The 23,395-nt window shown below is 63.5% G+C and carries 22 protein-coding genes; 9 read left to right on the top strand and 13 right to left on the bottom strand.

Features of this window, described 5'->3' with window-relative positions; translation table 11 throughout:
- Nucleotides 1–38: 38 nt before the first annotated feature.
- The 4 genes from AC0IYN_RS13765 to AC0IYN_RS13780 form a co-directional block, all read right to left on the bottom strand.
- Entirely contained in the window at nt 39–995 is a 957-nt protein-coding gene (locus AC0IYN_RS13765; protein WP_078050390.1) for a lysylphosphatidylglycerol synthase domain-containing protein, read from the bottom strand.
- On the bottom strand, nt 985–2,247 hold the full coding sequence (clsB, locus tag AC0IYN_RS13770) for a cardiolipin synthase ClsB (RefSeq protein ID WP_078050389.1): 1,263 nt from the start codon (nt 2,245–2,247) through the stop codon (nt 985–987). Before clsB ends, AC0IYN_RS13765 begins: the two co-directional genes overlap by 11 nt.
- Nucleotides 2,244–3,023, bottom strand: a complete 780-nt coding sequence (locus AC0IYN_RS13775; RefSeq protein ID WP_078050388.1) for an endonuclease/exonuclease/phosphatase family protein — start codon at nt 3,021–3,023, stop codon at nt 2,244–2,246. Before AC0IYN_RS13775 ends, clsB begins: the two co-directional genes overlap by 4 nt.
- Before the next feature lie 112 nt (nt 3,024–3,135).
- Complete coding sequence (locus AC0IYN_RS13780) at nt 3,136–4,338, bottom strand: MFS transporter (protein ID WP_471841763.1); 1,203 nt, start codon at nt 4,336–4,338, stop codon at nt 3,136–3,138.
- Nucleotides 4,339–4,514: 176 nt separating this feature from the next.
- Between AC0IYN_RS13780 and AC0IYN_RS13785 the strand changes: the two genes are divergently transcribed.
- Nucleotides 4,515–6,620: a mechanosensitive ion channel family protein gene (locus tag AC0IYN_RS13785; RefSeq protein ID WP_458375981.1), complete on the top strand. Its 2,106-nt coding sequence runs from the start codon at nt 4,515–4,517 to the stop codon at nt 6,618–6,620.
- Between the two features lie 113 nt (nt 6,621–6,733).
- Here AC0IYN_RS13785 and AC0IYN_RS13790 read toward each other — a convergent pair whose 3' ends face one another.
- Nucleotides 6,734–10,993 (bottom strand): Lhr family helicase, encoded by a 4,260-nt coding sequence (locus AC0IYN_RS13790; protein WP_471841767.1) that lies wholly within the window; start codon nt 10,991–10,993, stop codon nt 6,734–6,736.
- A gap of 141 nt (nt 10,994–11,134) precedes the next feature.
- Here AC0IYN_RS13790 and AC0IYN_RS13795 point away from each other — a divergent pair, with 141 nt between their 5' ends.
- Nucleotides 11,135–12,019 carry a sugar nucleotide-binding protein gene (locus AC0IYN_RS13795; protein WP_406596847.1) on the top strand — a complete coding sequence of 295 codons (885 nt, stop codon included), beginning with the start codon at nt 11,135–11,137 and terminating at the stop codon, nt 12,017–12,019.
- Nucleotides 12,020–12,132: 113 nt separating this feature from the next.
- On the opposite strand, the gene AC0IYN_RS13800 is transcribed toward AC0IYN_RS13795, so the two are convergent.
- From AC0IYN_RS13800 to AC0IYN_RS13820, 5 genes are all read right to left on the bottom strand, one after another.
- Nucleotides 12,133–12,831 carry an OmpW/AlkL family protein gene (locus tag AC0IYN_RS13800; RefSeq protein WP_016978527.1) on the bottom strand — a complete coding sequence of 233 codons (699 nt, stop codon included), beginning with the start codon at nt 12,829–12,831 and terminating at the stop codon, nt 12,133–12,135.
- A 94-nt stretch (nt 12,832–12,925) separates the two neighbouring features.
- Nucleotides 12,926–13,438, bottom strand: coding sequence for a DUF3299 domain-containing protein (locus AC0IYN_RS13805; protein WP_078050383.1), 513 nt, complete (start codon nt 13,436–13,438; stop codon nt 12,926–12,928).
- An 11-nt stretch (nt 13,439–13,449) separates the two neighbouring features.
- Entirely contained in the window at nt 13,450–14,715 is a 1,266-nt protein-coding gene (locus tag AC0IYN_RS13810) for an ABC transporter permease (protein WP_078050382.1), read from the bottom strand.
- Nucleotide 14,716: 1 nt separating this feature from the next.
- Entirely contained in the window at nt 14,717–15,427 is a 711-nt protein-coding gene (locus tag AC0IYN_RS13815) for an ABC transporter ATP-binding protein (protein ID WP_471841775.1), read from the bottom strand.
- 131 nt (nt 15,428–15,558) lie between these two features.
- The gene (locus AC0IYN_RS13820; protein ID WP_471841778.1) at nt 15,559–16,155 is read right to left on the bottom strand and encodes a DUF2796 domain-containing protein; all 597 of its coding nucleotides are present in this window, start codon (nt 16,153–16,155) and stop codon (nt 15,559–15,561) included.
- 130 nt (nt 16,156–16,285) lie between these two features.
- Here AC0IYN_RS13820 and AC0IYN_RS13825 point away from each other — a divergent pair, with 130 nt between their 5' ends.
- Nucleotides 16,286–16,633, top strand: coding sequence for a hypothetical protein (locus tag AC0IYN_RS13825; RefSeq protein WP_471841782.1), 348 nt, complete (start codon nt 16,286–16,288; stop codon nt 16,631–16,633).
- On the opposite strand, the gene trxA is transcribed toward AC0IYN_RS13825, so the two are convergent.
- From trxA to AC0IYN_RS13840, 3 genes are all read right to left on the bottom strand, one after another.
- Nucleotides 16,630–17,502 carry a thioredoxin gene (trxA, locus tag AC0IYN_RS13830; RefSeq protein WP_406596850.1) on the bottom strand — a complete coding sequence of 291 codons (873 nt, stop codon included), beginning with the start codon at nt 17,500–17,502 and terminating at the stop codon, nt 16,630–16,632. The two genes, AC0IYN_RS13825 and trxA, sit on opposite strands and share 4 nt — an antisense overlap.
- A gap of 150 nt (nt 17,503–17,652) precedes the next feature.
- Nucleotides 17,653–18,309, bottom strand: a complete 657-nt coding sequence (locus AC0IYN_RS13835) for a class I SAM-dependent methyltransferase (protein WP_471841785.1) — start codon at nt 18,307–18,309, stop codon at nt 17,653–17,655.
- The gene (locus AC0IYN_RS13840; protein ID WP_034109512.1) at nt 18,306–18,761 is read right to left on the bottom strand and encodes a YbaY family lipoprotein; all 456 of its coding nucleotides are present in this window, start codon (nt 18,759–18,761) and stop codon (nt 18,306–18,308) included. Before AC0IYN_RS13840 ends, AC0IYN_RS13835 begins: the two co-directional genes overlap by 4 nt.
- Nucleotides 18,762–18,901: 140 nt before the next feature.
- Here AC0IYN_RS13840 and nrdR point away from each other — a divergent pair, with 140 nt between their 5' ends.
- From nrdR to nusB, 6 genes are all read left to right on the top strand, one after another.
- Nucleotides 18,902–19,366, top strand: a complete 465-nt coding sequence (gene nrdR / locus AC0IYN_RS13845; RefSeq protein WP_010206843.1) for a transcriptional regulator NrdR — start codon at nt 18,902–18,904, stop codon at nt 19,364–19,366.
- Nucleotides 19,363–20,499: a bifunctional diaminohydroxyphosphoribosylaminopyrimidine deaminase/5-amino-6-(5-phosphoribosylamino)uracil reductase RibD gene (ribD, locus tag AC0IYN_RS13850; protein WP_406596852.1), complete on the top strand. Its 1,137-nt coding sequence runs from the start codon at nt 19,363–19,365 to the stop codon at nt 20,497–20,499. Before nrdR ends, ribD begins: the two co-directional genes overlap by 4 nt.
- A gap of 48 nt (nt 20,500–20,547) precedes the next feature.
- Complete coding sequence (locus AC0IYN_RS13855) at nt 20,548–21,210, top strand: riboflavin synthase (RefSeq protein WP_005791849.1); 663 nt, start codon at nt 20,548–20,550, stop codon at nt 21,208–21,210.
- A 15-nt stretch (nt 21,211–21,225) separates the two neighbouring features.
- A complete protein-coding gene (ribBA, locus tag AC0IYN_RS13860; RefSeq protein ID WP_078050375.1) occupies nt 21,226–22,317 on the top strand; it encodes a bifunctional 3,4-dihydroxy-2-butanone-4-phosphate synthase/GTP cyclohydrolase II in 1,092 nt (363 codons plus the stop codon).
- Between the two features lie 90 nt (nt 22,318–22,407).
- Nucleotides 22,408–22,884 carry a 6,7-dimethyl-8-ribityllumazine synthase gene (gene ribH, locus AC0IYN_RS13865; protein WP_003176356.1) on the top strand — a complete coding sequence of 159 codons (477 nt, stop codon included), beginning with the start codon at nt 22,408–22,410 and terminating at the stop codon, nt 22,882–22,884.
- Nucleotides 22,881–23,381: a transcription antitermination factor NusB gene (gene nusB / locus AC0IYN_RS13870; protein WP_010206836.1), complete on the top strand. Its 501-nt coding sequence runs from the start codon at nt 22,881–22,883 to the stop codon at nt 23,379–23,381. The genes ribH and nusB overlap by 4 nt, the downstream gene beginning before the upstream one ends.
- The last annotated feature ends 14 nt before the right edge of the window (nt 23,382–23,395 follow it).

Genomic DNA, 23,395 nt, shown 5'->3' on the forward strand with positions numbered 1-23,395 from the left:
CATTCAAACTGTAGGCGCTGGCTTGCCCGCGACAGGGATCAAGCCGGTGTCTTCTTCACCCGCAACGCCTTGGCCTTCGCCTCCACCCCCAGGTACATCACCAGCGCAATCAGCAGCGGCACAATAAAATAGATCGCCCGGTACGCAATCAACCCGGCGAGCAAACTGCCCCGCGACGCCTCATGCTGCAGCAGTGCAATAAACACCGCCTCCAGCACGCCCAGCCCGGCCGGGATATGGGTGAGCACCCCGGCAATCGCGCTGATCAACAGCACACCCAGCACCAGCGGATAGTCGAGTTTCGCCGGCAGCAGGGTGAAGATCACCGCGGCCATCAGCGACCAGTTCAACGCGCCCAACAGCAACTGCAGGCACGCCATGCGCACCGACGGCAGGTTGATCTCCATGCCGCGAATGGTCCACGCGCGTTTCTTTGAAAACTGGCAGGCCACCAGGTAACCCAGGCTGGCCAGCACCAACAGCGCGCCGATGCCTTGCAACGCCGTGGTGCTGACTTTCCACCCCGGCGGCATGGTGACTAGCCCGCTGCTGAACACCACCCCGGCGATCGCCATATAGCCGAACCAGTTGGTGGCCAGGCTCAGGCCGAGGATCTTGGCGATATTGCCGGTGCTCACCCCCAGCCGCGAATACAGCCGATAACGCATGGCGATACCGCCGACCCACGCGCTCAGGTTGAGGTTGAACGCGTAGCTGATGATGCCCACCGGCAGGATCTGCTTCCACACCAGGTTCTGGCGAATGTAGGTGCGACCGATCAGGTCGAAGCTGGCGTAGACCAGGAAACTGCACAGCGTCAGCGCGCTGGCGATCACCAAGGTGCGCACCTTGAAGTCGCCCAGGGTCTGCACCACCTCGCTCCAGTCGATGCGGCGCGCGAGCAGGGTGAACAGGACGATCAGCACCAGGAAGAAGGCGATGGTCAGCGGTTTTTTCCAACGCTTGAATCGCGAACCTTGGGTTTCAGACGTCATGGTGCTGGGCCTCAAACGGCTTGAGTCGCGGTTTGTGCGCCGGCAGCCAGCCCGTCAGCGCAGGGAAGTGGCGCATCACATGGAACACCAGGAAACCCACGGTCAAGCGCCACAGCCACAGGCGTGGCTTGCGGTTCTCGGGCATGGTCTGGCAGTGGTTCTTGGCCAGGGTTTCCAGGCGTTCATACAACTGCTGATTGAACGCCCGGTCGCGAATCAACACGTTGGCTTCCAGGTTCAACGCCAGGCTCAGCGGGTCCAGGTTGCTTGAGCCCACGGTGCTCCAGTCGTCATCCACCAGCGCCACCTTGCCGTGCAGCGGGCGCTGGCAATATTCGTGAATCACCACGCCATCCTTGAGCAGGTAGTCGTAGAGCATGCGTGCCGCCAGCTTGGCCAACAGCACGTCGGGCTGACCCTGCATGATCAGTTGCACCTGCACGCCACGTCGCGCGGCATTGCGGATTTCCCGCAGCAGGCGGTAGCCGGGGAAGAAATACGCGTTGGCGATCACCGCGCGTTTTTGCGCTTGGCTCAGTGCATGGATGTAGGCTTCTTCGATGTCATCGCGGTGCTGCACATTGTCGCGATAAATCAGGCGCACCTGGCCGTCGCCTTTGTCGGTGGACCACAGCGCAGGCCGTTGCTGGCGCCGCCGCCAGCCACGACGCGTGCGTGGCTGGCGGCCACTTTGTGCCAGGGCGAAATGATGCAAGTCCGCCACCGCCGGGCCAATCACGCGAACCGCGTAATCCTGCTTGGCTTCGGGGCCGTAATCACCCAGGTGGTCGGCGGAAAAATTGATCCCGCCGATGAACGCGACCTCGGCGTCCACCACCACAATCTTGCGGTGCAAGCGGCGAAACCAATTGGTGCGAATGCCCAGTGTCTTGGAGGCCGGGTCGAACATCTGCACGGCCACCCCAGCCTCGGCCAGCTCGCCGAGAAATGCCGGGCTCAGCTCGCCGCAACCGAAGCCATCCAGGCTCACCACCACCTTCACGCCGCGCTGCGCGGCTTCGATCAGAATGCCCTGCAATTCATGGCCCACCTTATCCTCGAAGAGGATGAAGGTCTCCAGCAGAATCTCGCGCCGGGCCTCGCGCAGCGCCTCGAAAACCTTGGGAAAGTACGCCTCGCCGTTCTCCAGCAACTCGACCTGGTTGCCGCTCTGCCAGCCGTAATCCAGGTCGCGGGCCTTGGCCTCGTCGGGCGGCTGATCGGTGGAAATATGCTCAATGGCCACGTTCATAGCTCGATCTCCACCGACAGCGGCACATGGTCGGACAGATGGGACCAGGGCCGCGTCGTCAGCACCCGGGGGTTGTGCACCTTCAAGTTTCGTACGTAGATGCGGTCCAGCGGCAGCAACGGCAGGCGCGCTGGGAAGGTGCGCGCGGGTTTGCCCAGGGTTTGCACGAATACTTCCTTCAGGCCGCTCTGGCTCAAGTCGGCCTTCTGGCGCCAGTCATTGAAATCGCCAGCGACAATCAGCGGCGCGTCGGCCGGGATCTCGCTGATGCGCTGCTCGATCAGACGCAATTGCTGTTGGCGATGCACCTCGCGCAAGCCCAGGTGAATACAGATCGCATGCACCTCCTGGCCGGTGCCCGGCAGGCGCAGCACGCAGTGCAACAGGCCACGGTTTTCATGGCCGCTTTGGGAAATATCCAGGTTGTCGTGGCGCACGATCTGGAATTTCGACAGCAGCGCATTGCCGTGGTCGCCGTGGGGGTAGACCGCATTGCGGCCATAAGCGAACTGCGGCCAGATGCTGTCGGCCAGGAACTCGTATTGCGGCATGTTTGGCCAGTCGCTGAAGCGCTGGGGGTGACGCTCGTGGGTGCCGTGGATTTCCTGCAGGAACACCATGTCGGCGCCCACGCTGCGCACCGCTTCCCGTAGCTCGGGCAGGATGAAACGTCGATTCAGGGCGGTGAAGCCCTTGTGGATATTGACCGTCAGCACCGTGAAGCGTGTGATGGCGACGCTGGGGGTGATGGGCACCCAGTCGGGTATCGCAGCCATGGTTGCTCCTGTGAAAGAAGTGGGGGCCAGGCCCCCGTTTATGGCTGACTACGATTTTTGACCGAAAGTTTCCAGCTTCCTACAGACGGCATAAACCAACTGTGGGAGCGAGTCAGTGCCCGGCCACGACCCGGGTCGACGACTCGGCATACACCGGCCCCAACCGATCAAGTCGGCCACTCCAGGCGGTCAGTGCCAATGCCACCAGCACCACCAGCCCACCGATCCAGGCGGTGTGAATCAGCCCCATATGCGCCACGATCAAACCACCCGCCCAGGCGCCACCGGCGATCCCCAGGTTGAACGCGGCGATATTGAGCCCCGAGGCCACATCCACCGCTTGCGGCGTGTGATGCTCAGCCTGGCGCACCACATACACCTGCAGGCCCGGCACGTTACCGAAAGCGACCGCACCCCACACCAGCACGGTGGCCAGGGCCAGCCAGGGGGTGCCGGCGGTGAAGGTCAGCACGAACAACACGGCGGCGAGCAGGGCGAAGATAATTTTCAGCGCGCTGATCGGGCCGCGTTTATCCGCCAGCTTGCCGCCCCAGATGTTGCCGGCGGCGACCGATACGCCGTACACCAGCAGCACCAGGCTCACGGTGCTGGCGCTGAAGCCAGAAATATCCTGAAGGATCGGCGCCAGGAAAGTGAATGCGATAAACGAGCCGCCGTAGCCGATGGCCGTCATGGCGTATACCAGCAGCAAGCGCGGTTGCTTGAGCACGTGCAGTTGCTGCAGCAAGGACGCGGGTTTGCTGTGGGCGATGTTGTTCGGCACGTAGATCAGGCTGCCGATAAACGCGATCACACCCAGCGCCGAAACGGCGAGGAAGGTTTCACGCCAGCCGAAATGCTGGCCGATAAACGTACCCAGCGGCACGCCGGTGACCAGTGCGACGGTCAGGCCGGTAAACATGATCGCAATCGCACTGGCGGCTTTTTCCTTGGGCACCAGGCTGGTGGCGATGGTCGAGCCAATCGAGAAAAACACGCCGTGGGCCAGGCCGGTGACGATCCGCGCCAGCACCAGGGATTCATAGCTCGGCGCCTTCCAGGCCAGCAGGTTGCCGAGGGTGAACAGCACCATCAGCGACAGCAGCAGGAATTTGCGCGGCACCTTGCCGGTAAGGGCCGTGAGCACCGGCGCGCCGATGGCCACGCCCAGGGCGTAGAGGCTGACCAGCAGGCCGGCGGAGGGCAGGTCGACGCCGAGGTCGGCGCCAATGGTGGGTAGCAAGCCAACGATGACGAACTCGGTCGTCCCGATGGCGAAAGCGCTGAGGGTCAGCGCGAGCAAGGCAATGGGCATGGCTGCAACTCCGGTGGGTTTCAATCAGGAGCGCAGTGTCGGGTGTCGGCAGTTGCTGAAAAAGCCAGGGATTGGCATTTGATATTTGCCTGCAAGTCAAAGATGCCGCAAAAGGGGAACGATCAAGGCTCAAACCCGTCAGTTCCTTACAGACCCTGTTGAAGGAGCCCGGTGTTTTGCTGAATCCAAAGACTGCATTACTGCTCGGCGCGCTGCTGTTTTGCGGCAGCGGCGCACTGCAAGCCGCGGCCACCGCGCCTGAACCCGAAGCGCCGGCCAAGCCGGAATTGTTGGTGGAGGGCGGGCTTCTCGGGGCGATCAGCTCCAGCATCGATGATGTGCAGCAGAAGCTGGACCTCAACCAGAACTTCATTGACGAATGGCGCCTGCGTGCCGACCGGGCCGCGAACGAAGTCGGCCGCCTGGTCAACCAAACCACTGAGCGCTCGCCGTGGAGCGTCGCCGGGGACTTTTTGTTGTTGTCCGGTGTGTGGATCGGCGCCTTTACGCTGCTGACGTTACTGGGGCGTGTGATTGTGCGGCGCCTGGGGCAGCGCACGTTTTTCGAACGGCGCCACCGTCTCCACTCCGTGCTGGGCTATGTAGTGCCTTACACACTGCCGGCGCTGGTGTGCCTGCCTCTCACGCTGTATGTCAGCCATTTTCTGCCCACCTCCGTGGGGCGCGCGCTGGCGCTGTGTTTTGCCTACGCCACCAGCAGCGGCATCTTTTCTACCTCGATGCTGCTGTGCGTGATCGTCATGTTCAATGTCGGACACAAGCGCCCAGCGGTGCAGATCATTCGCGACTACTGCCCCAAGCCGCTGTTCCTGATCGGCTTCCTCGCCGCCCTCAGCGACGCCTTGACCAGCCCGCAGATCGCACGCCAATTGGGCGGCAATATCACCAGCAGCATCGCGGTCTTCACCGGCCTGTTTGCGACGGTGATCTTCGGTGTGCTGGTGGTTCGCCTGCGCCGCCCGGTTGCCCACTTGATCCGCAACCGGCCATTGGCCCAGCGCCTCAAACACCCGGCCTTGCAGCAATCACTGCGCATCTTTTCGGGGCTGTGGTACTGGCCGATCCTGCTGATGGTGCTGGTCTCGGCGATCAACCTGATCGGGGCCGGCGACGACAACCAGAAGGTGCTGCGCTGTGCGTTGTTCACGACGATCTTGCTGATTGGCACGGTATTCCTCAGCACGGTACTGCAACACCTGTTCAAATCCCGCAGCCAAGTGGCGATCCAGCGCAGCAGTGCCTACAAAGAGCGCTTCCTCAGTCTGCTGCATGCGCTGTTGCGCATCGTAATGGCGGTGGCATTTATCGAGGTCCTCGGGCGCATCTGGGGCGTGTCGTTGTTTGAATTCGCCGAGCGCAACTCGATTGGCCGCGCGATCAGCGACTCGCTCAGCAGCATCGGCCTGATCCTGCTGATGACCTGGCTGTTCTGGGTGGTGCTCGACACGGCCATCCAGGAAGCGTTGAAACCACCAGTCAACAAACGCTCCAGCCGCCAGCCCAGCACGCGGGTCAAGACCATCCTGCCGTTGCTGCGCAATGCGGTGAAAATCATCCTGGTGGTGATTTGCGCGATCACCACCATGGCCAACCTGGGTATCAACGTTGCGCCGCTGCTGGCAGGTGCCGGGGTGGTCGGCCTGGCCATCGGTTTCGGTTCGCAGCAACTGGTGCAGGACGTGATCACCGGCCTGTTCATCATCATCGAAGACACCCTGTCCATTGGCGACTGGGTGGTACTCGACTCCGGCCACGCCGGCACGGTCGAAGGCCTGACCATCCGCACCTTGCGCCTGCGCGACGGCAAGGGCTTTGTGCACTCGGTGCCGTTCGGGCAAATCAAGGCGGTCACCAACCAGTCGCGACAATTCGCCTACGCGTTCTTCTCGGTGCAGTTCACCTACGACACGGACGTGGACAAAGCCGTGGAGTTGATCCGCGAAGCGGGGCAGTCGATCCGCGATGACGTGTTCCTCAAGTACAACCTGCAAGGGCCGCTGGAGGTGTTTGGCGTCGACAAAATGGACCTTAACGGCGTCGTACTCACCGCGCAGTTCCGCACCGTGTCGGGCGGGCAATATGCGGTGAGTCGTGCGTTTAACCAGCGGTTGAAAAAACTTGTGGATAACTGTGATGAGGTGCACTTCGCGCAGACTTATCCACAGCAGGTGCTGTTGCCCAAGCGTACGCCGCAGGTGGATGAGCCGGATGAGGAGTTGCCGGCGTCGGTGGTGTTGACGGAGCAGCCCAGGCCTCAATAAGTGATGTTGACGGTTGAGGCCTCATCGCAGGCAAGCCAGCTCCCATACTTGGAATGCACTCCCATGTGGGAGCCGGGCTTGCCCGCGATGAGGGCAGCAGGGTCAATACAGGCTCAATGCCTGATCAATTTTTCCTGAATCACCTGCTGATCCACCTCCAGCAACACCTGCTGCTTACCCGCCACCATCACCGCTGCCGGCAACCCATCCCGGTACACAACTCGATTGCCACTCACTGCCGGCACCTTGCTGCCTGGCAACAGCGTGCCCACCAGGTTCAACGGGTCCGCGCCACATACTGCAATCAAACTCCCATCATGGGGCCGACGCCGCACTTCACGCAGCAATGGAATCGCCTCCGGCAACGCAAATTGCTCCCCCGCCAAGCCACTCACAAACCGCCCGCCACGGATCTCCCCGCGCGCTTCCAGGCGGTGAAAGGTGCGCAGCAGTTCGCGCCAACTCGGCAGCCATTCTGCCTCGCGTTCCAGCAGGCGCCAGAACACCACGCCATAGCGGCGCAGCAGGGTCATCGCCACATGCTCCAGGGTTTCGGCCGAGTGCGGGCCGGCGGCGGTCGACGGGCGCCGGACCAGCGCCCAGCGACCCGCATCGTCCATACCGCCCACAAACGCCCCGCGCCCACGCCGGCTGCTGCGCGCTTGGCGTTTACTGGCGGGGGTGGTCAGGGCGCGCAGGCCGGCGAAGCTGTCGGCGTTCACCAACCCGGCGCCTACCAGTTCCTGCAAGGCGGTTTCCAGTTCACTGCGCAGCAAGTGGGCTTCGTGCACCAGTTCATCAAAAAACAGCGCGCCGTGATCGCGCAGGGCCTGGTGCACCTTTTGCGCCTTGGGCGACAGCGTGGTGGCGTCAGTGAGTTCGGTGAGGCCGCTCCACAGCCCCACTTGGCTGCGTGGCAGCAACACCACCGGCGTGCTGCGCAATGCGATGGCGCTGGTCTTGTTGCTCAAGCGCGTCCACACCAGCTTGCCGCTGCGGCACAGCGCGTCAAGCCAGGTGGAGGAATAGTCCTTGAGGCGTGCACTGAGCAGGTCGCTGTCCCAGGCGGACGTGGCGGCGGCATAGCCTTCGAACTGCCCGACGATCTGCGGCAACATCGCGCTGCCCTGGCCACGGGTGCTGTCGGACACGTGCTGCCAATCGAACAGAAAACGCATGAAGTCCTGCAATGCCACCGGCTCGATTTCCCGGCGCAGGCGCTTGACCGTGTAGCGATGGATGCGCGCCAGCAGGTGGCGTTCGCACCATTGCTCCTGGGTGGCGCCAGGGCTGAAATGCCCGCGCAGCACGTAGCCTTCCTGCTCCAGGCGGGCGAGTGCCTGGGTCACATCCGCCACCGGCAAGGCCAGGGGCGCGGCGATCTCGATCAGGCTCAGTGGGCCGAACCCACCGAGGCGCGCGCGCAGCACTTCGGTCACGGCCTCCTCAAGGGTCCAGGGCTCATCGAAACCGGGCAGCAACGGCACATTGCCGGGGTAGATTGTCTGCACACAACTCAGGCGTTCAACCGCGACCCACAGGCGGGTGTGCAAGTGAGTGTGCAGTTGATAGGCGCGACCACTCTTGGCCAACGCCTGCAGCCACTGCGCCCATTGCGGGGTGACTTCGCTGCTGGCGATGCACGCCAGGCTCATCAGCGCCTCATGCATTTCATCCAGCCCGTTGGGCGCCGGCCACGCTTCTTCGCGCACGCCAGCGATGGCCTCCGCATCCAGGGCGCCGAGGTCGTCGGTGCTCTGCGGGTCGCTCCAGCGCCGGTTGAGCACGGCCTGGGTGCGCCGTTCTTCCAGCGGCGCATCGTCGAGAAAGGTGTAGGGCCGCGCGCTGAGAATTTCCGCAGCCATGGGGGAGGGCGCCGGCAGGTCGCGGCTGATCAGGCGCACGTCGCCGCGCTCCATGCGTCGCAGCAGGGCCAGCCAGGCGTCGCTGTCCATGGCTTCGTGCAGGCAGTCATCGAGGGTTTGTTCCACCAATGGATGCTCGGGCACTTCGCGCTCGCCAGCGAGGTTTTCCAGGCAGGCGATCTGGTCGGGGAACACACTGGCGATCAGGTCTTCGCTTTTCATGCGCTGGATCTGCGGCGCGACCTTGCGTCCTCCGGTGTAGCGCGGCAACGCCAGCGCCACACCGGCATTCCAGCGCCAACGCACGCCGAACAGTGGCGCATCCAGCACAGCCTGGATCAGGATGTGTTCGGCGCTGTGGCTATTGAGGTAACGCCACACTTCATCCAGCTCGAAACTGTGGCTGGTGGACAGCGACAGCACGATCGCATTTTCGCTGGCGGCCGCCTGCAATTCGAAATTGAATGTGCGGCAGAATCGCTTGCGCAGGGCCAGGCCCCAGGCGCGGTTGACGCGACTGCCGAACGGCGTGTGGATGATCAATTGCGTGCCGCCGGATGCGTCGAAAAACCGCTCCATGATCAACGTGTCCTGGGACGGCAACGCACCCAGGGCCAAGCGCGTGCGCGCCAGGTAATCGAGGATCTGCTCGGCGCTGGCGCGGTTCAGGCCGAGGGTGCCGGTGAGCCATTCCTGAGCGGCGTGCAGCTCGCCCGGCGTAGCACTGAGCAACGCATCCAGTTGGCCCTGGAGGCGCGCGACCGCCGCCGACAGTTCGTTGCTGCGCCCCGGCGCTTCACCGAGCCAGAAGGGGATGGTCGGCGGCTGGCCATGGGCGTCCTCGACCCGCACTTTGCCGGCGTCGACCCGCAGAATTCTGTAGGACGTGTTACCGAGCTGGAAGATATCCCCGGCGATGCTTTCCACCGCGAAGTCTTCGTTGACGCTGCCGATGTTCAGGCTCTGCGGTTCGAGCAATACGCTGTAGTCAGCGTTGTCAGGGATGGTGCCGCCACTGGTCACGGCGGTCAGCTTGGCGCCCCGCCGGCCGCGCAGGGTGCGCGTCAGCGCGTCGCGGTGCAGGTAGGCGCTGCGGATACCCTGGCGCCCGTTGTAGCCCTCGGCGAGCATCTGCAGCAGCGCCTGGTAGTGGCGTTCATCCAGCGTGGCGTAAGGTGCGGCGCGGTGGATGAGGTCCAGCAACGCCTGCTCGGACCATTCCTGGGCGCTGACTTCGGCGATGATTTGTTGGGCCAGCACATCCAGGGGCGCCACGGGAATGTGCAGCGTGTCGAGTTCGCCCCGGCGCACGCAGTCGAGCAGGGCGGCGCATTCGATCAGGTCGTCGCGGGTGGTGGCGAACAGGCGTCCCTTGGGCGTGCCGCCCACCTGGTGCCCGGAGCGGCCGACTCTTTGCAGAAAACCGTTGATGGAGCCGGGCGAGCCGATCTGGCAGACCAGGTCCACATCGCCGATATCAATCCCCAATTCCAGGGACGCAGTGGCGATCAGCACTTGCAGCTCGCCGCCCTTGAGGCGCTGCTCGGCGTCCAGGCGCATTTCCTTGGCCAGGCTGCCGTGGTGGGCGGCCACCGCGGTTTTGCCCAGGCGCTCGCTCAAATGCCGGGCCAGGCGTTCGGCCAGGCGCCGGGTGTTGACGAACACCAGCGTGGTGCGGTGCTCGCGCGCCAGGTCGGCGAGGCGGTCGTAGACCAGCTCCCACACATCGTTGGCCATTACCGCCGAGAGCGGCACGGGGGGCACCTCGATATCCAGATCGCGCGGGCGGGCGTGGCCGATGTCCACAATCGCGCATGCCCGGCCGCTGCCCACCAGGAATCGCGACACCGCGTCGATGGGCTTTTGCGTAGCCGACAAGCCGATGCGCATCAGCGGCCCGGCGCACAGGCCTTGCAGGCGTTCCAGGCTCAAGGCCAGGTGGCTGCCCCGTTTGCCGGCGGCGATGGCGTGGATTTCATCGACGATCACCGTGCGCGTGCTGGCGAGCATCTGGCGACCGGAGTCCGAGCCCAGCAGCACATAGAGCGATTCCGGCGTGGTCACCAGGATATGCGGCGGGCGCTTGCGCATCTGCGCGCGGTCTTTTTGCGGGGTGTCGCCGGTGCGCACGGCGGTGCGGATGACCAGCGGCGGCAGGCCGAGGTTCTGCAGGTGCTCAGTGATCCCGGCGAGTGGGTTTTGCAGGTTGATCTGGATGTCGTTGGACAGCGCCTTGAGCGGCGACACGTAGACCACCAGGGTTTCATCCGGCAACTCACCACCGTGGGCCAGGCCTTGGTGGACCAGGTCATCCAGTACCGCCAGGAACGCCGTGAGGGTCTTGCCGGAGCCAGTGGGCGCGGCGATCAAGGTCGATTGGCGCTGGCGGATCAGCGGCCACGCCTGGGCCTGGGCGCCTGTCACCGAAGGGAACGTGCTGCGGAACCAGGTGCTGACAGCGGGGTGGAAGCCGTCCAGGACCGTGTCCGTGGATTCAGGTAGGTTCATGCCTTACGTTATGCGGCCGGCTACAACAAGTTGCAACCCCGCACTTTATCCGTGACGGTTGCGCTACAAACCCGCAAAATGCAACGATTCTGACAAATACCTAATAACCTTCGTTCCACACAGACCGGGCCTGCTCAATCTATGCGAATGCGCCTTATGTTACTGGGCGGCGGGAATGCCCTCGGGCAGGCGCTGATTCGCCTCGGTGCAGAGGAAGACATCGGTTTCCTCGCCCCCAAACCGCCCAAAGACGGCTGGGATGCCGCGAGCCTTACCCAACTGCTCGACGACACCCGTCCCGATGCGTTGATCAACCTCGCCTACTATTTCGACTGGTTCCAGGCGGAAGTGGTCAGCGAAACCCGCCTGGCCGCCCAGGAGTTTGCCATCGAACGCCTGGCCGAACTGTGCCAGCACCACAACATCACCTTGCTGCAACCGTCCAGCTACCGCGTGTTCGATGGCTCCCGCGCCACCGCCTACAGCGAAAAGGACGAGCCGGTGCCCCTGGGCCTGCGCGGCCAGGCGTTGTGGCGAATCGAACAGAGCGTACGCGCTACCTGCCCGCAACATGTATTGCTGCGGTTCGGCTGGCTGCTGGACGACAGTGTCGACGGCACCCTCGGGCGCTTTTTGGCGCGGGCCGAGAAGCCGGATGAATTGCTGATGGCCGACGACCGTCGCGGCAACCCGACACCGGTGGACGATGCGGCGAGGGTGATCATCTCGGTGCTCAAGCAACTCGATTGCGCGGCGCCGCTGTGGGGCACGTACCACTACGCCGGCCACGAGGCGACCACGCCGTTGGCGCTGGGCCAGGCGATCCTCACCGAAGCGCGCAACTTTCACCCGCTGGCGATCGAATCGCCCACCGCCCAGGCCCACGCGGCAAGGCCGGATGCCAGTGAAGAGCCGCAACACGCGGTGCTCGCCTGCAAGAAAATCCTCCACACCTTCGGCATCAAGCCACGGGCGTGGCGGGCGGGGCTGCCGGCGTTGCTGGATCGGTTCTACCGCCATACCTGACCCCTAAACGCGTAAGAGCCGGCTTGCCGGCGATAGCATCACCTCGGTTTAACTGAAAGACCGAGGTGTCTGCATCGCCGGCAAGCCGGCTCCTACAAGGGGGGCAGTGTGGTTTAGAACTTGTAGCCAATACCCACCATGTAGACCATCGGGTCCACGTCCACATTGACCTTGGCGCGAGTGCCCGGTGCCACGCCGTTGTTTTCCACGGTGGCCTTGGTGCTGATGTCGATGTAGCGCGCCTGGGCGTTGATCATCCACTTGTCGTTGATCATGTAGTCCGCGCCGATCTGCGCGGCCCAGCCCCAGGAGTTTTCAGCCTTGAAGTTGCTGAAGCCTGCACCTTGGGCACGGCTGCCGACGTGTTCGTCGTAGATCCAGGTGTAGTTGATACCGGCGCCCACGTACGGTTGGAAGGCCGACTTGTTGTCCAGCGGGTAGTACACGACGCTCAGGGTCGGCGGCAGGTGTTTCAGCGTGCCGAGCTTGCCGTTGGCCGGGCTCAGTGCAGTGCCCTTGATCTTCACATCATGTTCGAATGGCGTGGCGGCCAGCAGTTCGATACCGACGTGGTTGGTCAGCATGTAGGCGAAGTTCAAACCCAGCTGGGTGTCGCTGCTCATGGTCGCCTTGCCGCCCAGGTTGGTGCCGGCCAGTGGGCCCTGGTCAACTTTGACGTGGCCGCTGTCCGCCTTCGGGTTCACGGTGATTGCACCGGCGCGCACCAGAATGTCGCCCGCCTCGTGAGCGTGTGCAACGGGGGCGACGAGGGCGAGCGCGAAGAGGGACGCGCCGAGCAGAGACTTGTTCATGGGAGCTCCAAAGGACGTTTAAAAGTTGTAGGTCCAATGGTAAAGATCGTTCCGCCCGGTCTTTTGACTCAGCTCAATGAAAGGTCGATCAGCCTCATTCCGGCAATTCGTACATGTAAATTTTCTCGGCCTCCATCTGGTAACCGGCGTCGGCCAACTCGCTGGTGGACGGTTTGACCTGCATCGCGCCTTCGATCCAGTACGGCTGGTACAACTCATCGAGCTTCACGCCGATTTCGCTTTTGACATGCACGATCTGGTTCGACGGTGGCGGCGGCACGTGGATGCACGCGCCGAAATACGGCACCAGCAGAAACTCGGTGGTGCGGCCTTCTTCGCTGACTTCCAGCGGCACGATGTACCCCGGCAAACGTATGTGCTGGCCATCGAGGCCCTGCACCACCGGCGCATTGGGCAGGTCCTGCTTGGCTGCGGGCGCCGATTCCAGGGCATCCGCCATGCTGGAGAGATTGTGCAGTGGTTGCATGTTCGGCACTTCTGGCGGGGCATCCGGCGGTATCAGTTCCGACCACGTCAGTTCTTTAGGCTCGGCAGCCCAGGCGGGCAGGGCAAGCAGCAGCAACAGTGCAAACAGGGCGCGACGCATCAAGGCCTTCCTCATAAACGTATGGACAGGCCGTCGGCCAGGGATTGTCGATAGGCGCGCCACGCGGGCACGCTGCCCATCAACAGCGCGGCCGCCAGGATACCGGCGAGCAGCGTCCATTCATATTCGCTCGGCCACGACATCGGCAGGTCCAGGCCATAGTTGGCCTGCAGGTACCCGCGCGATGCGGCGATGCACACATACAGCAACCCCACGCCGGCGATCACCCCGGACAGCGCCAGGGCGAAGGCTTCAAAGATCAGCAGCGTCGCGATGTGCCACGGCCGTGCGCCCACCGAACGCAGGATCGCCATCTCGCGACGGCGTTCGTTGAGGCTGGTGAGGATCGCCGTGAGCATGCCGATCAAGCCGGTGAGCACCACGAACAGTGAGATCACGAACAGCGCTTTTTCGGCGGTGCCCATCATGCTCCACAGCTCTTGCAGCGCCACGCCGGGCAGGATCGCCAGCATCGGCTCGCCACGGAACTCATTGATCTCCCGCTGCAGGGCGAAGGTGGAAATCTTGTTGTTCAGGCCGAGCATGAACGCGGTGATGGCCTGCGGGGTGAGGTCCATGTTGCGAGCCTGGTCGGCGCTGATGCGGCCTTTGCCCTGGGCCGGCACGCCGTTGTGCCAGTCGATATGGATCGCTTCCATGCCGCCGAGGCTGATGTGCAGCGTGCGGTCCACCGGCGTGCCGGTGCGTTTGAGGATACCGACCACGGTGAAGGGTTTGTCATCGTGTTTCACCAGGCTGACCACTGCCACGCCATGGGCCAGCACCAATTTGTCGCCGAGTTTGTAATGCAATGCGTCGGCGACTTCTGCACCGAGCACCACTTCGAACGGGTCAGTGGCGAAGGCGCGGCCGCTGGCCAGTTCGAGGTTCTGCTTGCGGCCGTATTGGTAGTGCTCGAAGTAGGATTCGTTGGTGCCCATCACACGGTAGCCGCGATGGGAGTCGCCGAGGGAAATCGGGATCGCCCATTTCACCTGGGGGCTGGCGGCGAAGTGTTCGAAGCTGTCCCAGCGGATGTTGTTGGTGGCGTTGCCGATGCGGAACACCGAGTACAGCAGCAGGTTCACCGAACCCGAGCGGGCGCCGACGATCAGGTCGGTGCCGCTGATGGTGCTGGCGAAACTGTTGCGCGCCTCAACGCGCACGCGCTCCACGGCGAGCAACAAGCAGACTGAAAGCGCGATGGCGAAGGCGGTGAGGATCGCGGTAAAGCGGCGGTTAGCCAGGCTGGCCATGGCTAGACGGAACAGATACATCTCAAACCTCTGCGGGCGTGGCGGCGCGATTGAGTTCGGCCAGCGACAGGTTGCGGTCGAACAGCGAAGCCAGGCTCTGGTCGTGGCTGACAAACAACAGGCTGGCGCCAGCGTCGCGGCATTCGGCGAACAGCAGTTGCAGGAAGGCTTCGCGGGCGTCGTAGTCCAAGGCCGAGGTGGGTTCGTCGGCGATCACCAGCTCCGGTTGGCCGATCAACGCACGGGCGGCGGCGACGCGTTGTTGCTGGCCGATGGACAGCGAGTCGGCGCGGCGATCCAGCAGGTCTTTGTCCTTCAAACCCAGGTGCGCCAGTAATGCCGCGGCGGCCTGGTCGACACTGCCGTGGCGCTGCTTTGCGCGTTGCGCACGCAGTGTGGAGAAATGGCAGGGCAACTCGACGTTCTCACGCACCGACAGGAATGGCAGCAGGTTGAACTGCTGGAAGATGTAGCCGGTGTGGTCTACCCGGAAACGGTCGCGCGCACCGGCCGAGAGGTCGGTCAGCTCCTGGCCGAGCAGGCGGATGCTGCCCCGGCTGGGCTTCTGCACACCGCCGAGCAGGCCCAGCAGCGTCGTTTTGCCACTGCCGCTCGGTCCCTTGAGGAACAGGGTTTCCCCCGCGTCCAGACGGAACGCGGGGATGTCCAGCAACTGTGGGTGACCGGGCCAGTTGAAGCCCAGGTCAGACAGTTCGATCAACGCTTGAGTCATGGGAAATCACAGGTCTCAAAATATGGCGCAAAACCCTGTAGGAGCCGGCTTGCCGGCGATTGCATCACCGCGGTGCACCTGATGCAACGCAGCGATACCATCGCCGGCAGGCCGGCGCCTACAGGTTCCAATCAGAACTTCAGGGTAGCGGCCTGTGCGGTTGCTTCCACGCCTTGCTGGCCGCTCGGGCCGATCAGTTGTACCTGAATTTTCTGGGTGGCGGGGAAGGTCTTGAACACCTGGGTCAGGTCAAGGTTGCTCAGGGCCGTCGGCGTGGCGCAGGTGAACTGGTAGTGGGCGTGGATTTCACTGTGGTCGTGATGGTGTTCGTGGGCGCCGTCTTTGGCGTCATCATCATCGTCATCATGGTCGGCTTCGGGTTTGTCGCCGAACAGCGGGCTGTTGAGTTCCTGGCTGCTGACCACACAACCGGCAGCTTTTGGCAGGTTGAACAGGGCGACAGGGTTCTCCAGCTTTTTGCGTGCAGCGGCGACCTTGGCTTTATCCGCCGGGGTGGTTGCCAGGTGTTCAAAGCCCACCAGGTTCATTGCCGGGCTGTCCAGTTCCAGCTCCAGGGCCTGGCCGTCGAGCACTGCGTTGAGGCGACCGACGCCATGTTCGTGGGCGCCAAGGCTGCCGTGTTCATGGTCGTGATCGTGATCGTCATGAGCATGGGCAACCGCCAAGGGCAGCAGGGCAAACGGCAAAGCAAGCAACAGACGGCGCATGAGAAGGCTCCAGGACATGAAGGTTTTGTTATGTGATCTTATAACAATATTCCGAGAGTTTGACCGTCCGCTTGGCGTTGCGCAAGCCGCGTGGGAGCATGCCTGTCAGAAAACTGCGGGAGTAGGGACGATGTTGCGAATTCGTGGAACCGTCGGCGACCTGCCGGTGGACTTGACCCTGGAGCTGGACGACGGCGATTGGGCGCGACTGGGTGCGCAATTGCAGGCGACGCCCGTCGACAGTGCGGCTGCCGCGCCCGTGGCTCCGGTCAAACACAATGATGACCTGTGGCAAGGCGCCCAGGACCTGTTGCGCAAGGCCGGACAACTCAGTGGCCTGGAGCTGCTTGACCAGTTGGAAGGCTTGGCCGGCGACGCCTCGGCGGGCAAGCGCCTGTTGGTGCGCCTGCGCCACAGTGCCCACGTGAAGGTTGCCAGCGGCGGGGATACGCCGCTGTACAGCTGGGTTGGCGATTAGTACAACGCGGCGAACAACTTGCGGCGGTACACGGTCACCAGCGGGTGGTCGTTGCCCAACAGTTCGAACACCTGCAGCAAGGTCTTGTGTGGCAGGCCTTCGCTGTAGCTGCGGTTGCGGATGAACAGCTTGAGCAAGCCTTCCAGCGCCGCGTCGTATTGCTGGCGCGCCAGCTGCTGGATCGCCAGCTGATAGGCCGCTTCGTCGTCCTGCGGGTCTTGCGCCAGGCGGCTTTTCAGGTCAGCGGCATCCGGCAGGTCGGCAGCCTGGCGCAGGAAGGTGATCTGCGCCTTCGCCCCGGCGAGGGCGGCCTTGTGATCGTCGCTCTTTACGGCGTCCAGCACGGTCTGGGCTTCGCCCAATTCACCGCGCTCGGCCAGGCAGCGGGCGTACAGGATCAACGCCGCGGCGTTGGTGTTGTCTTCGCCCAGCAGTGTTACCAGCACAGCTTCGGCATCGCTGATGCGGCCTTCGGCAAACAGCGCCTGGGCCTGCTCCAACGGATCCGCCGCAGCCGGTGGCGGCATCTGCACATGCGGTTCGAGCATTGCCCGCACCGCCGACTCCGGCTGCGCCCCGGCAAACCCATCCACCGGCTGGCCATCCTTGAACAACACCACTGTCGGCAGGCTGCGAATGCCAAAACGCGCCACGATATCCTGCTCGGCTTCGCAATCGACCTTGGCCAGCAGCAACTCGCCCTGATAACTCTCGGCAATCTGCGCCAGCAGCGGCATCAACGCCTTGCACGGCGCGCACCACTCGGCCCAGAAATCCACCAGCACGGGTTTTTCGAAGGAATTCTGGATCACTGCCTGATCAAAGTTGGCGGTGGTGACATCGAAGATGTACGGCGTGGGATCACTCATGGGGCGTCTCGAATAAAGCGGGAATGGGGCAAATATAAGGGCTGGCGTCGTTGGCTGAAAGCGTGTCGGGCGCTTCGAGCGCTATCGCCGGCAAGCCGGTTCCTACAGGGCGCGCGGTGAACGGTAGGAGCCGGCTTGCCGGCGATGGTCTCAAGAGCGCCGCGAATGGTACAGACTCACCTTGCGAAACTCCCAAGGCTCCGCCAGATCCGGCAACGTCAGCGCATCAAGCATCGCCAGCCGCTGGTAATCCGGGTGCTGGAAGTCGCGCACGCGCGAATCTGCCACCAGCGCTTCGCGGCCTCGGGTCAGGAACTGGTCGAGCAGTGGCAAGTTCACGCGGTCGTAGAGCACGTCGGCGACCAGGATCAGGTCGAAGCGGTCGGCTTCAGCGAAAAAATCGGCGGAGTAGCCCAGCTCCACGTCGTTGAGCGCGGCATTCGCCCGGCAGGCCGCCAAGGCCAGCGGGTCGAGGTCGCAGGCCACTACTTCCAACGCGCCGGCCTTGACCGCCGCAATCCCGGCCACGCCGGAGCCGGCGCCAAAATCCAGCACGCGCTTGCCGGCGACCCACTCGGGGTTCGCCGCCAGGTACCGCGCCAGCGCCAGGCCGCTGGCCCAGCAAAAACTCCAGTAGGGCGGTTCATGCAGGATGCGCCGGGTTTCTTCGGGGCTGAAGGCGCGGTCCATGTTGTCTGCATCCAGCAGCCACAACGACAGCTCGGTGCCCGGCAATGGGCAGGGCACCAGCTGCGCGTCGCCGATCAGTTCGCTCAGGGCCGCTTGCAGTTCCAGCGGTGGCGTCATGGTGCCTTGACGAGTTGCAGGGGGCCGGTGGTCTGGGTGATCGCTTGGGTGATGCGCACGGCGGGCAGGTGCAGGATCAACTGGCCGGACTGGCTCGCGCGCCCGCGCAATTCAACCCGCGCACCGGCCGGGAAGGCCTCTGGGTTAAAGCGCAGGCGGAACGCCAGGGGCTGGCCGTTGCCGGTCAGCACGCTGCTGGCGAGCAATTGTTGTGGGCGCGAACGATCGTCGATCACCAGCAGGGCCATTTCGACTTCGGCACCGGCCGGAATGTTGGTCAGGCTGCCGCTGATTTCCCGCTGGAAGGCGGGCAAGGGGCCGAGGTCTTCGATGCCGGGGACTTTTTTCTCTTGTGCCGGGGTGGGTTGAGGTGCCGCCGGCTTGGGGGCTTCGCTGCTGCAGGCGACCAGGACACTGAACAGGGTGAGCAAAACAAGTGGTCGTAACTGCATGTACGGCTCCAGAAAGGACAAAATCCGTGGCTTAAAAAATATGAAACATAATAGTCAGCCTATATACCGTAAAGGCTATGGCTTGTCTTGCCACGGGGATGCGCTACCATGGCCCTCCCTTTATTTGTTGCCTGCCAACCATGCACTGTCCCTTCTGCGGTGCCAACGACACCAAGGTCATTGACTCGCGTCTGGTCGCCGAGGGCGATCAAGTGCGTCGCCGGCGCGAATGCCTGGCCTGCGGTGAACGTTTCACCACCTTCGAAACCGCCGAACTGGTATTGCCACGTCTGATCAAGTCCGACGGCAGCCGCCAGCCTTTCGACGAAGAAAAACTGCGCGCCGGTATGCAGCGCGCCCTGGAAAAACGCCCGGTGAGTGTCGAGCGGCTGGAGGCGGCGCTGGTGCATATCAAGCACAAGCTGCGTGCCACCGGTGAGCGCGAGGTCAAGAGCCTGGTGGTGGGAGAATTGGTGATGGGCGAGCTGCAAAAGCTCGACGAAGTCGCCTATATCCGTTTCGCTTCGGTGTATCGACGCTTCCAGGACCTCAATGAGTTCCGCGAAGAGATCGACCGCCTGGCCCGTGAGCCTGCCAAAGAATGAACCCGCCCTCTGCCGAACAAGCTGTGCTCGACGCCCATTACATGGCCCGCGCCCTCGAACTGGCGCGCAACGGCCTATACACCACTCACCCCAACCCACGGGTCGGCTGCGTGATCGTGCGTGATGGGCAAATTGTCGGCGAAGGCTGGCACGAGCGCACCGGCGAGCCCCATGCCGAGCCCAATGCCTTGCGCGCTGCCGGTGCCAAGGCCCGTGGCGCCACGGTGTACGTGACCCTCGAACCGTGCAGCCATCACGGGCGTACGCCGCCCTGCGCGGATGCGTTGGTCACGGCGGGAGTCGCCCGCGTCGTGGCCGGCATGCAGGACCCGAACCCCGAGGTGGCCGGGCGTGGCATGCAGCGTTTGGCACAAGCCGGTATCGAAGTGCGCAGCGGCGTGCTGGAAGCCGAAGCCCGCGCGTTGAACCCGGGGTTCCTCAAACGCATGGAGCACGGCTTGCCCTTCGTGCGAGTCAAATTGGCGATGAGCCTGGACGGTCGCACCGCGATGGCCAGCGGCGAAAGCCAATGGATCACCGGCCCCGCCGCCCGCGCCGCCGTGCAGCGCCTGCGCGCCGAGGCCAGCGTGGTGCTGACCGGCGCCGACACGGTGCTGGCCGACGGCGCACGCCTGACCGTGCGCGCCGCCGAACTCGGCCTGGATGAAGCCACCACCGCCCTGGCCATGTCGCGTCCGCCGTTGCGCGTGCTGATCGACGGCCGCCTGCGCGTGCCGCTCAACGCGCCCTTCTTCAAGGCTGGCCCGGCGTTGGTCATTACCTGTGTCACGCCGGAAAACCAATTCCCCCGTGGCCCCGAGTGCCTGGTGGTGCCGGGCGTCGATGGCCAGGTCGACTTGCGTGCTGCCCTGGTGGCGCTGGCCGCCCGTGGCGTCAACGAAGTATTGGTGGAAGCCGGCCCAAGCCTGGCGGGCGCATTTGCCCAGCAAGGCCTGGTGGATGAGTACGTGATATTCATCGCCGGCAAGTTCCTCGGCTCCGCCGCCCGGCCTTTGCTGGATTGGCCGCTTGAGAAACTGGCCGACGCCCCCCAACTCAAGATCACTGAAATGCGCGCTGTGGGCGACGACTGGCGAGTCACTGCCATCCCGCTTCTACCAGCGAGCGTATAATTCTGACCGGGCGCTCAAGTGCCCGTCCCGTTTTTCCAGGAGAAGGCCATGTTCACCGGCATTATCGAATCCATCGGCAGCATCCGCGCCATGACCCCCAAAGGCGGCGACGTGCGCCTGCTGGTTGAAACCGGCAAGCTCGATCTGGGCGACGTCAAGCTGGGCGACAGCATCGCCGTCAGCGGCGTGTGCCTTACCGTCATCGAGTTGCCGGGCAACGGCTTTGCTGCCGATGTCAGCCGGGAAACCCTGGATTGCACCGCGATGAACGACCTCAAGGCCGGCAGCCCGGTGAACCTGGAAAAAGCCCTGACCCCGACCACCCGCCTTGGCGGTCACCTGGTCAGCGGCCATGTCGACGGCGTCGGTGAAGTGGTCGCGCGCAGCGAAAACGCGCGAGCCGTGGAATTTCGCATCCGCGCGCCTAAAGAGCTGGCCAAGTACATCGCCCACAAAGGCTCGATCACCGTCGACGGCACCAGCCTGACCGTGAACGCCGTGAACGGCGCCGAATTTGAACTGACCATCATTCCCCACACCCTCAGCGAAACGATCATGGCCTCGTACCAGCCGGGTCGCCGGGTGAACCTGGAAGTGGACTTGCTTGCCCGTTACCTGGAGCGCCTGTTGCTGGGCGAAAAGGCCGCAGAGCCTGCATCCGGTAACATCACCGAAAGTTTTCTGGCCGCTAACGGCTACCTGAAATCCTGACCAAGGGGGTGCCGCGTGGCGCTCAATAGCATCGAAGAACTGGTTGAAGACATCCGCCAAGGCAAGATGGTCATCCTGATGGATGACGAAGACCGCGAGAACGAAGGCGACATCATCATGGCCGCCGAGGCCTGCCAGGCCGAGCACATCAACTTCATGGCCAAGCACGCCCGCGGGCTGATCTGCATGCCCATGAGCCGTGAGCGCTGCGAATTGCTCAAGCTGCCGTTGATGGCGCCGCGCAATGGCTCGGGTTTTGGCACCAAGTTCACCGTGTCCATCGAAGCCACCACGGGTGTCACCACCGGGATCTCCGCTGCTGACCGCGCGCGCACCGTGCAAGCCGCCGCGGCAAAAGACGCCAAGGCCGAAGACATCGTCAGCCCCGGCCACATCTTCCCGCTGATGGCCCAGCCAGGCGGCACCCTGGCGCGCGCCGGCCACACCGAAGCCGCCTGCGACCTGGCGCGCATGGCCGGGTTCGAGCCAAGCGGCGTGATCTGCGAAGTGATGAACGACGACGGCACCATGGCCCGTCGTGCCGAACTCGAAGCCTTTGCCGCCGAACACAACATCAAGGTGGGCACCATTGCCGACCTGATTCACTACCGCATGATCCACGAACGTACCGTTCAGCGGATTGCCGAGCAGCCACTGGACAGCGAACTGGGCCAATTCAATTTGGTGACCTACCGTGATTCAGTCGAAGGCGATGTGCACATGGCCCTGACCCTGGGCACCATTTGCGCCGAAGAACCGACCCTGGTGCGTGTGCACAACATGGACCCATTGCGCGACCTGCTGCTGGTCAAGCAACCGGGCCGCTGGAGCCTGCGCGCCGCCATGGCTGCGGTCTCCGAGGCCGGCAGCGGTGTGGTGCTGTTGCTCGGCCACCCGTTGGATGGCGACGTATTGCTGGCGCATATCCGCGAAACGGCTGACCACGCGCCGGTGAAAAAACCGACCACCTACAGCATCGTCGGTGCCGGTTCGCAGATCCTGCGTGACCTGGGCGTGCGCAAAATGCGCTTGATGAGTGCGCCGATGAAATTTAATGCGATATCCGGTTTCGACCTGGAAGTAGTAGAATACGTGCCCTCCGAATAAAGGCTGGCGATTTTCGCCCCTTGTTCGCGGTTCAAATATCACTAAGGGACGCGTCATACACGCGTCCCGGCTCTTTAAGAGATTTGTCGAATGACCCTGAAGACCATCGAAGGTACCTTCATCGCCCCCAAAGGCCGCTACGCCCTGGTGGTTGGCCGCTTCAACAGCTTCGTGGTTGAAAGCCTGGTAAGCGGTGCCGTGGACGCCCTGGTTCGCCACGGTGTGAGCGAGAGCGACATCACCATCATCCGCGCCCCTGGCGCCTTCGAAATTCCACTGGTTGCGCAGAAAGTTGCTCAGCAGGGTGAATACGCGGCAATCATCGCCCTGGGCGCGGTCATTCGTGGCGGTACCCCGCACTTCGAATACGTTGCAGGCGAATGCACCAAGGGCCTGGCCCAGGTGTCCATGGAGTTCGGCGTGCCCGTCGCTTTCGGCGTGCTGACCGTGGATTCCATCGAGCAAGCCATCGAGCGTTCCGGCACCAAGGCCGGCAACAAAGGTGCTGAAGCTGCCCTGTCCGCCCTGGAAATGGTCAGCCTGCTGTCGCAGTTGGAGGCCAAGTGATTTCCGACGAGAGCGACAACTTCAACCCGCGCGAGCCACGTCCAGCCGATGCTGGCAAGCCTTCCAAGAACGAGAAGCGTCGCGCTGCTCGTCAGTTGGCGACCCAGGCGCTGTACCAGCGCCACCTGGCGGGCGCATCGTTGAACGAAATCGAAGCACAGTTTCGCGTCGACAACGATTTCACCTTCGCCGACCTGCCGTACTTCCACGACATCCTGCACGGTGTGCATGCCCACCTGACCGAGATCGATACAGCCCTGGCGCCTTGCCTGGACCTGACCATCGAAGAGCTGGACCCGGTTGAGCTGTGCGTGATGCGCCTGTCGGCCTGGGAGCTGCTGTATCGCGTCGACGTGCCGTACCGCGTGGTGATCAACGAAGGTATCGAACTGGCGAAAGTCTACGGTTCGACCGACGGCCACAAATTCGTCAACGGCGTGCTCGACAAGCTGGCCCCGCGCCTGCGTGAAGCCGAAGTGAAGGCGTACAAGCGCTGAATCGCGCTTGAAAC

It is taken from the genome of Pseudomonas sp. AC112, assembly GCF_979253545.1.

Coding starts and splice junctions, on each gene's coding strand:
- AC0IYN_RS13765 (WP_078050390.1), bottom strand. CDS start 995: ATGACGTCTGAAACCCAAGGTTCGCGATTCAAGCGTTGGAAAAAACCG.
- clsB (WP_078050389.1), bottom strand. CDS start 2,247: ATGAACGTGGCCATTGAGCATATTTCCACCGATCAGCCGCCCGACGAG.
- AC0IYN_RS13775 (WP_078050388.1), bottom strand. CDS start 3,023: ATGGCTGCGATACCCGACTGGGTGCCCATCACCCCCAGCGTCGCCATC.
- AC0IYN_RS13780 (WP_471841763.1), bottom strand. CDS start 4,338: ATGCCCATTGCCTTGCTCGCGCTGACCCTCAGCGCTTTCGCCATCGGG.
- AC0IYN_RS13790 (WP_471841767.1), bottom strand. CDS start 10,993: ATGAACCTACCTGAATCCACGGACACGGTCCTGGACGGCTTCCACCCC.
- AC0IYN_RS13795 (WP_406596847.1), top strand. CDS start 11,135: ATGCGAATGCGCCTTATGTTACTGGGCGGCGGGAATGCCCTCGGGCAG.
- AC0IYN_RS13800 (WP_016978527.1), bottom strand. CDS start 12,831: ATGAACAAGTCTCTGCTCGGCGCGTCCCTCTTCGCGCTCGCCCTCGTC.
- AC0IYN_RS13805 (WP_078050383.1), bottom strand. CDS start 13,438: ATGCGTCGCGCCCTGTTTGCACTGTTGCTGCTGCTTGCCCTGCCCGCC.
- AC0IYN_RS13810 (WP_078050382.1), bottom strand. CDS start 14,715: ATGTATCTGTTCCGTCTAGCCATGGCCAGCCTGGCTAACCGCCGCTTT.
- AC0IYN_RS13815 (WP_471841775.1), bottom strand. CDS start 15,427: ATGACTCAAGCGTTGATCGAACTGTCTGACCTGGGCTTCAACTGGCCC.
- AC0IYN_RS13820 (WP_471841778.1), bottom strand. CDS start 16,155: ATGCGCCGTCTGTTGCTTGCTTTGCCGTTTGCCCTGCTGCCCTTGGCG.
- AC0IYN_RS13825 (WP_471841782.1), top strand. CDS start 16,286: ATGTTGCGAATTCGTGGAACCGTCGGCGACCTGCCGGTGGACTTGACC.
- trxA (WP_406596850.1), bottom strand. CDS start 17,502: ATGAGTGATCCCACGCCGTACATCTTCGATGTCACCACCGCCAACTTT.
- AC0IYN_RS13835 (WP_471841785.1), bottom strand. CDS start 18,309: ATGACGCCACCGCTGGAACTGCAAGCGGCCCTGAGCGAACTGATCGGC.
- AC0IYN_RS13840 (WP_034109512.1), bottom strand. CDS start 18,761: ATGCAGTTACGACCACTTGTTTTGCTCACCCTGTTCAGTGTCCTGGTC.
- nrdR (WP_010206843.1), top strand. CDS start 18,902: ATGCACTGTCCCTTCTGCGGTGCCAACGACACCAAGGTCATTGACTCG.
- ribD (WP_406596852.1), top strand. CDS start 19,363: ATGAACCCGCCCTCTGCCGAACAAGCTGTGCTCGACGCCCATTACATG.
- AC0IYN_RS13855 (WP_005791849.1), top strand. CDS start 20,548: ATGTTCACCGGCATTATCGAATCCATCGGCAGCATCCGCGCCATGACC.
- ribH (WP_003176356.1), top strand. CDS start 22,408: ATGACCCTGAAGACCATCGAAGGTACCTTCATCGCCCCCAAAGGCCGC.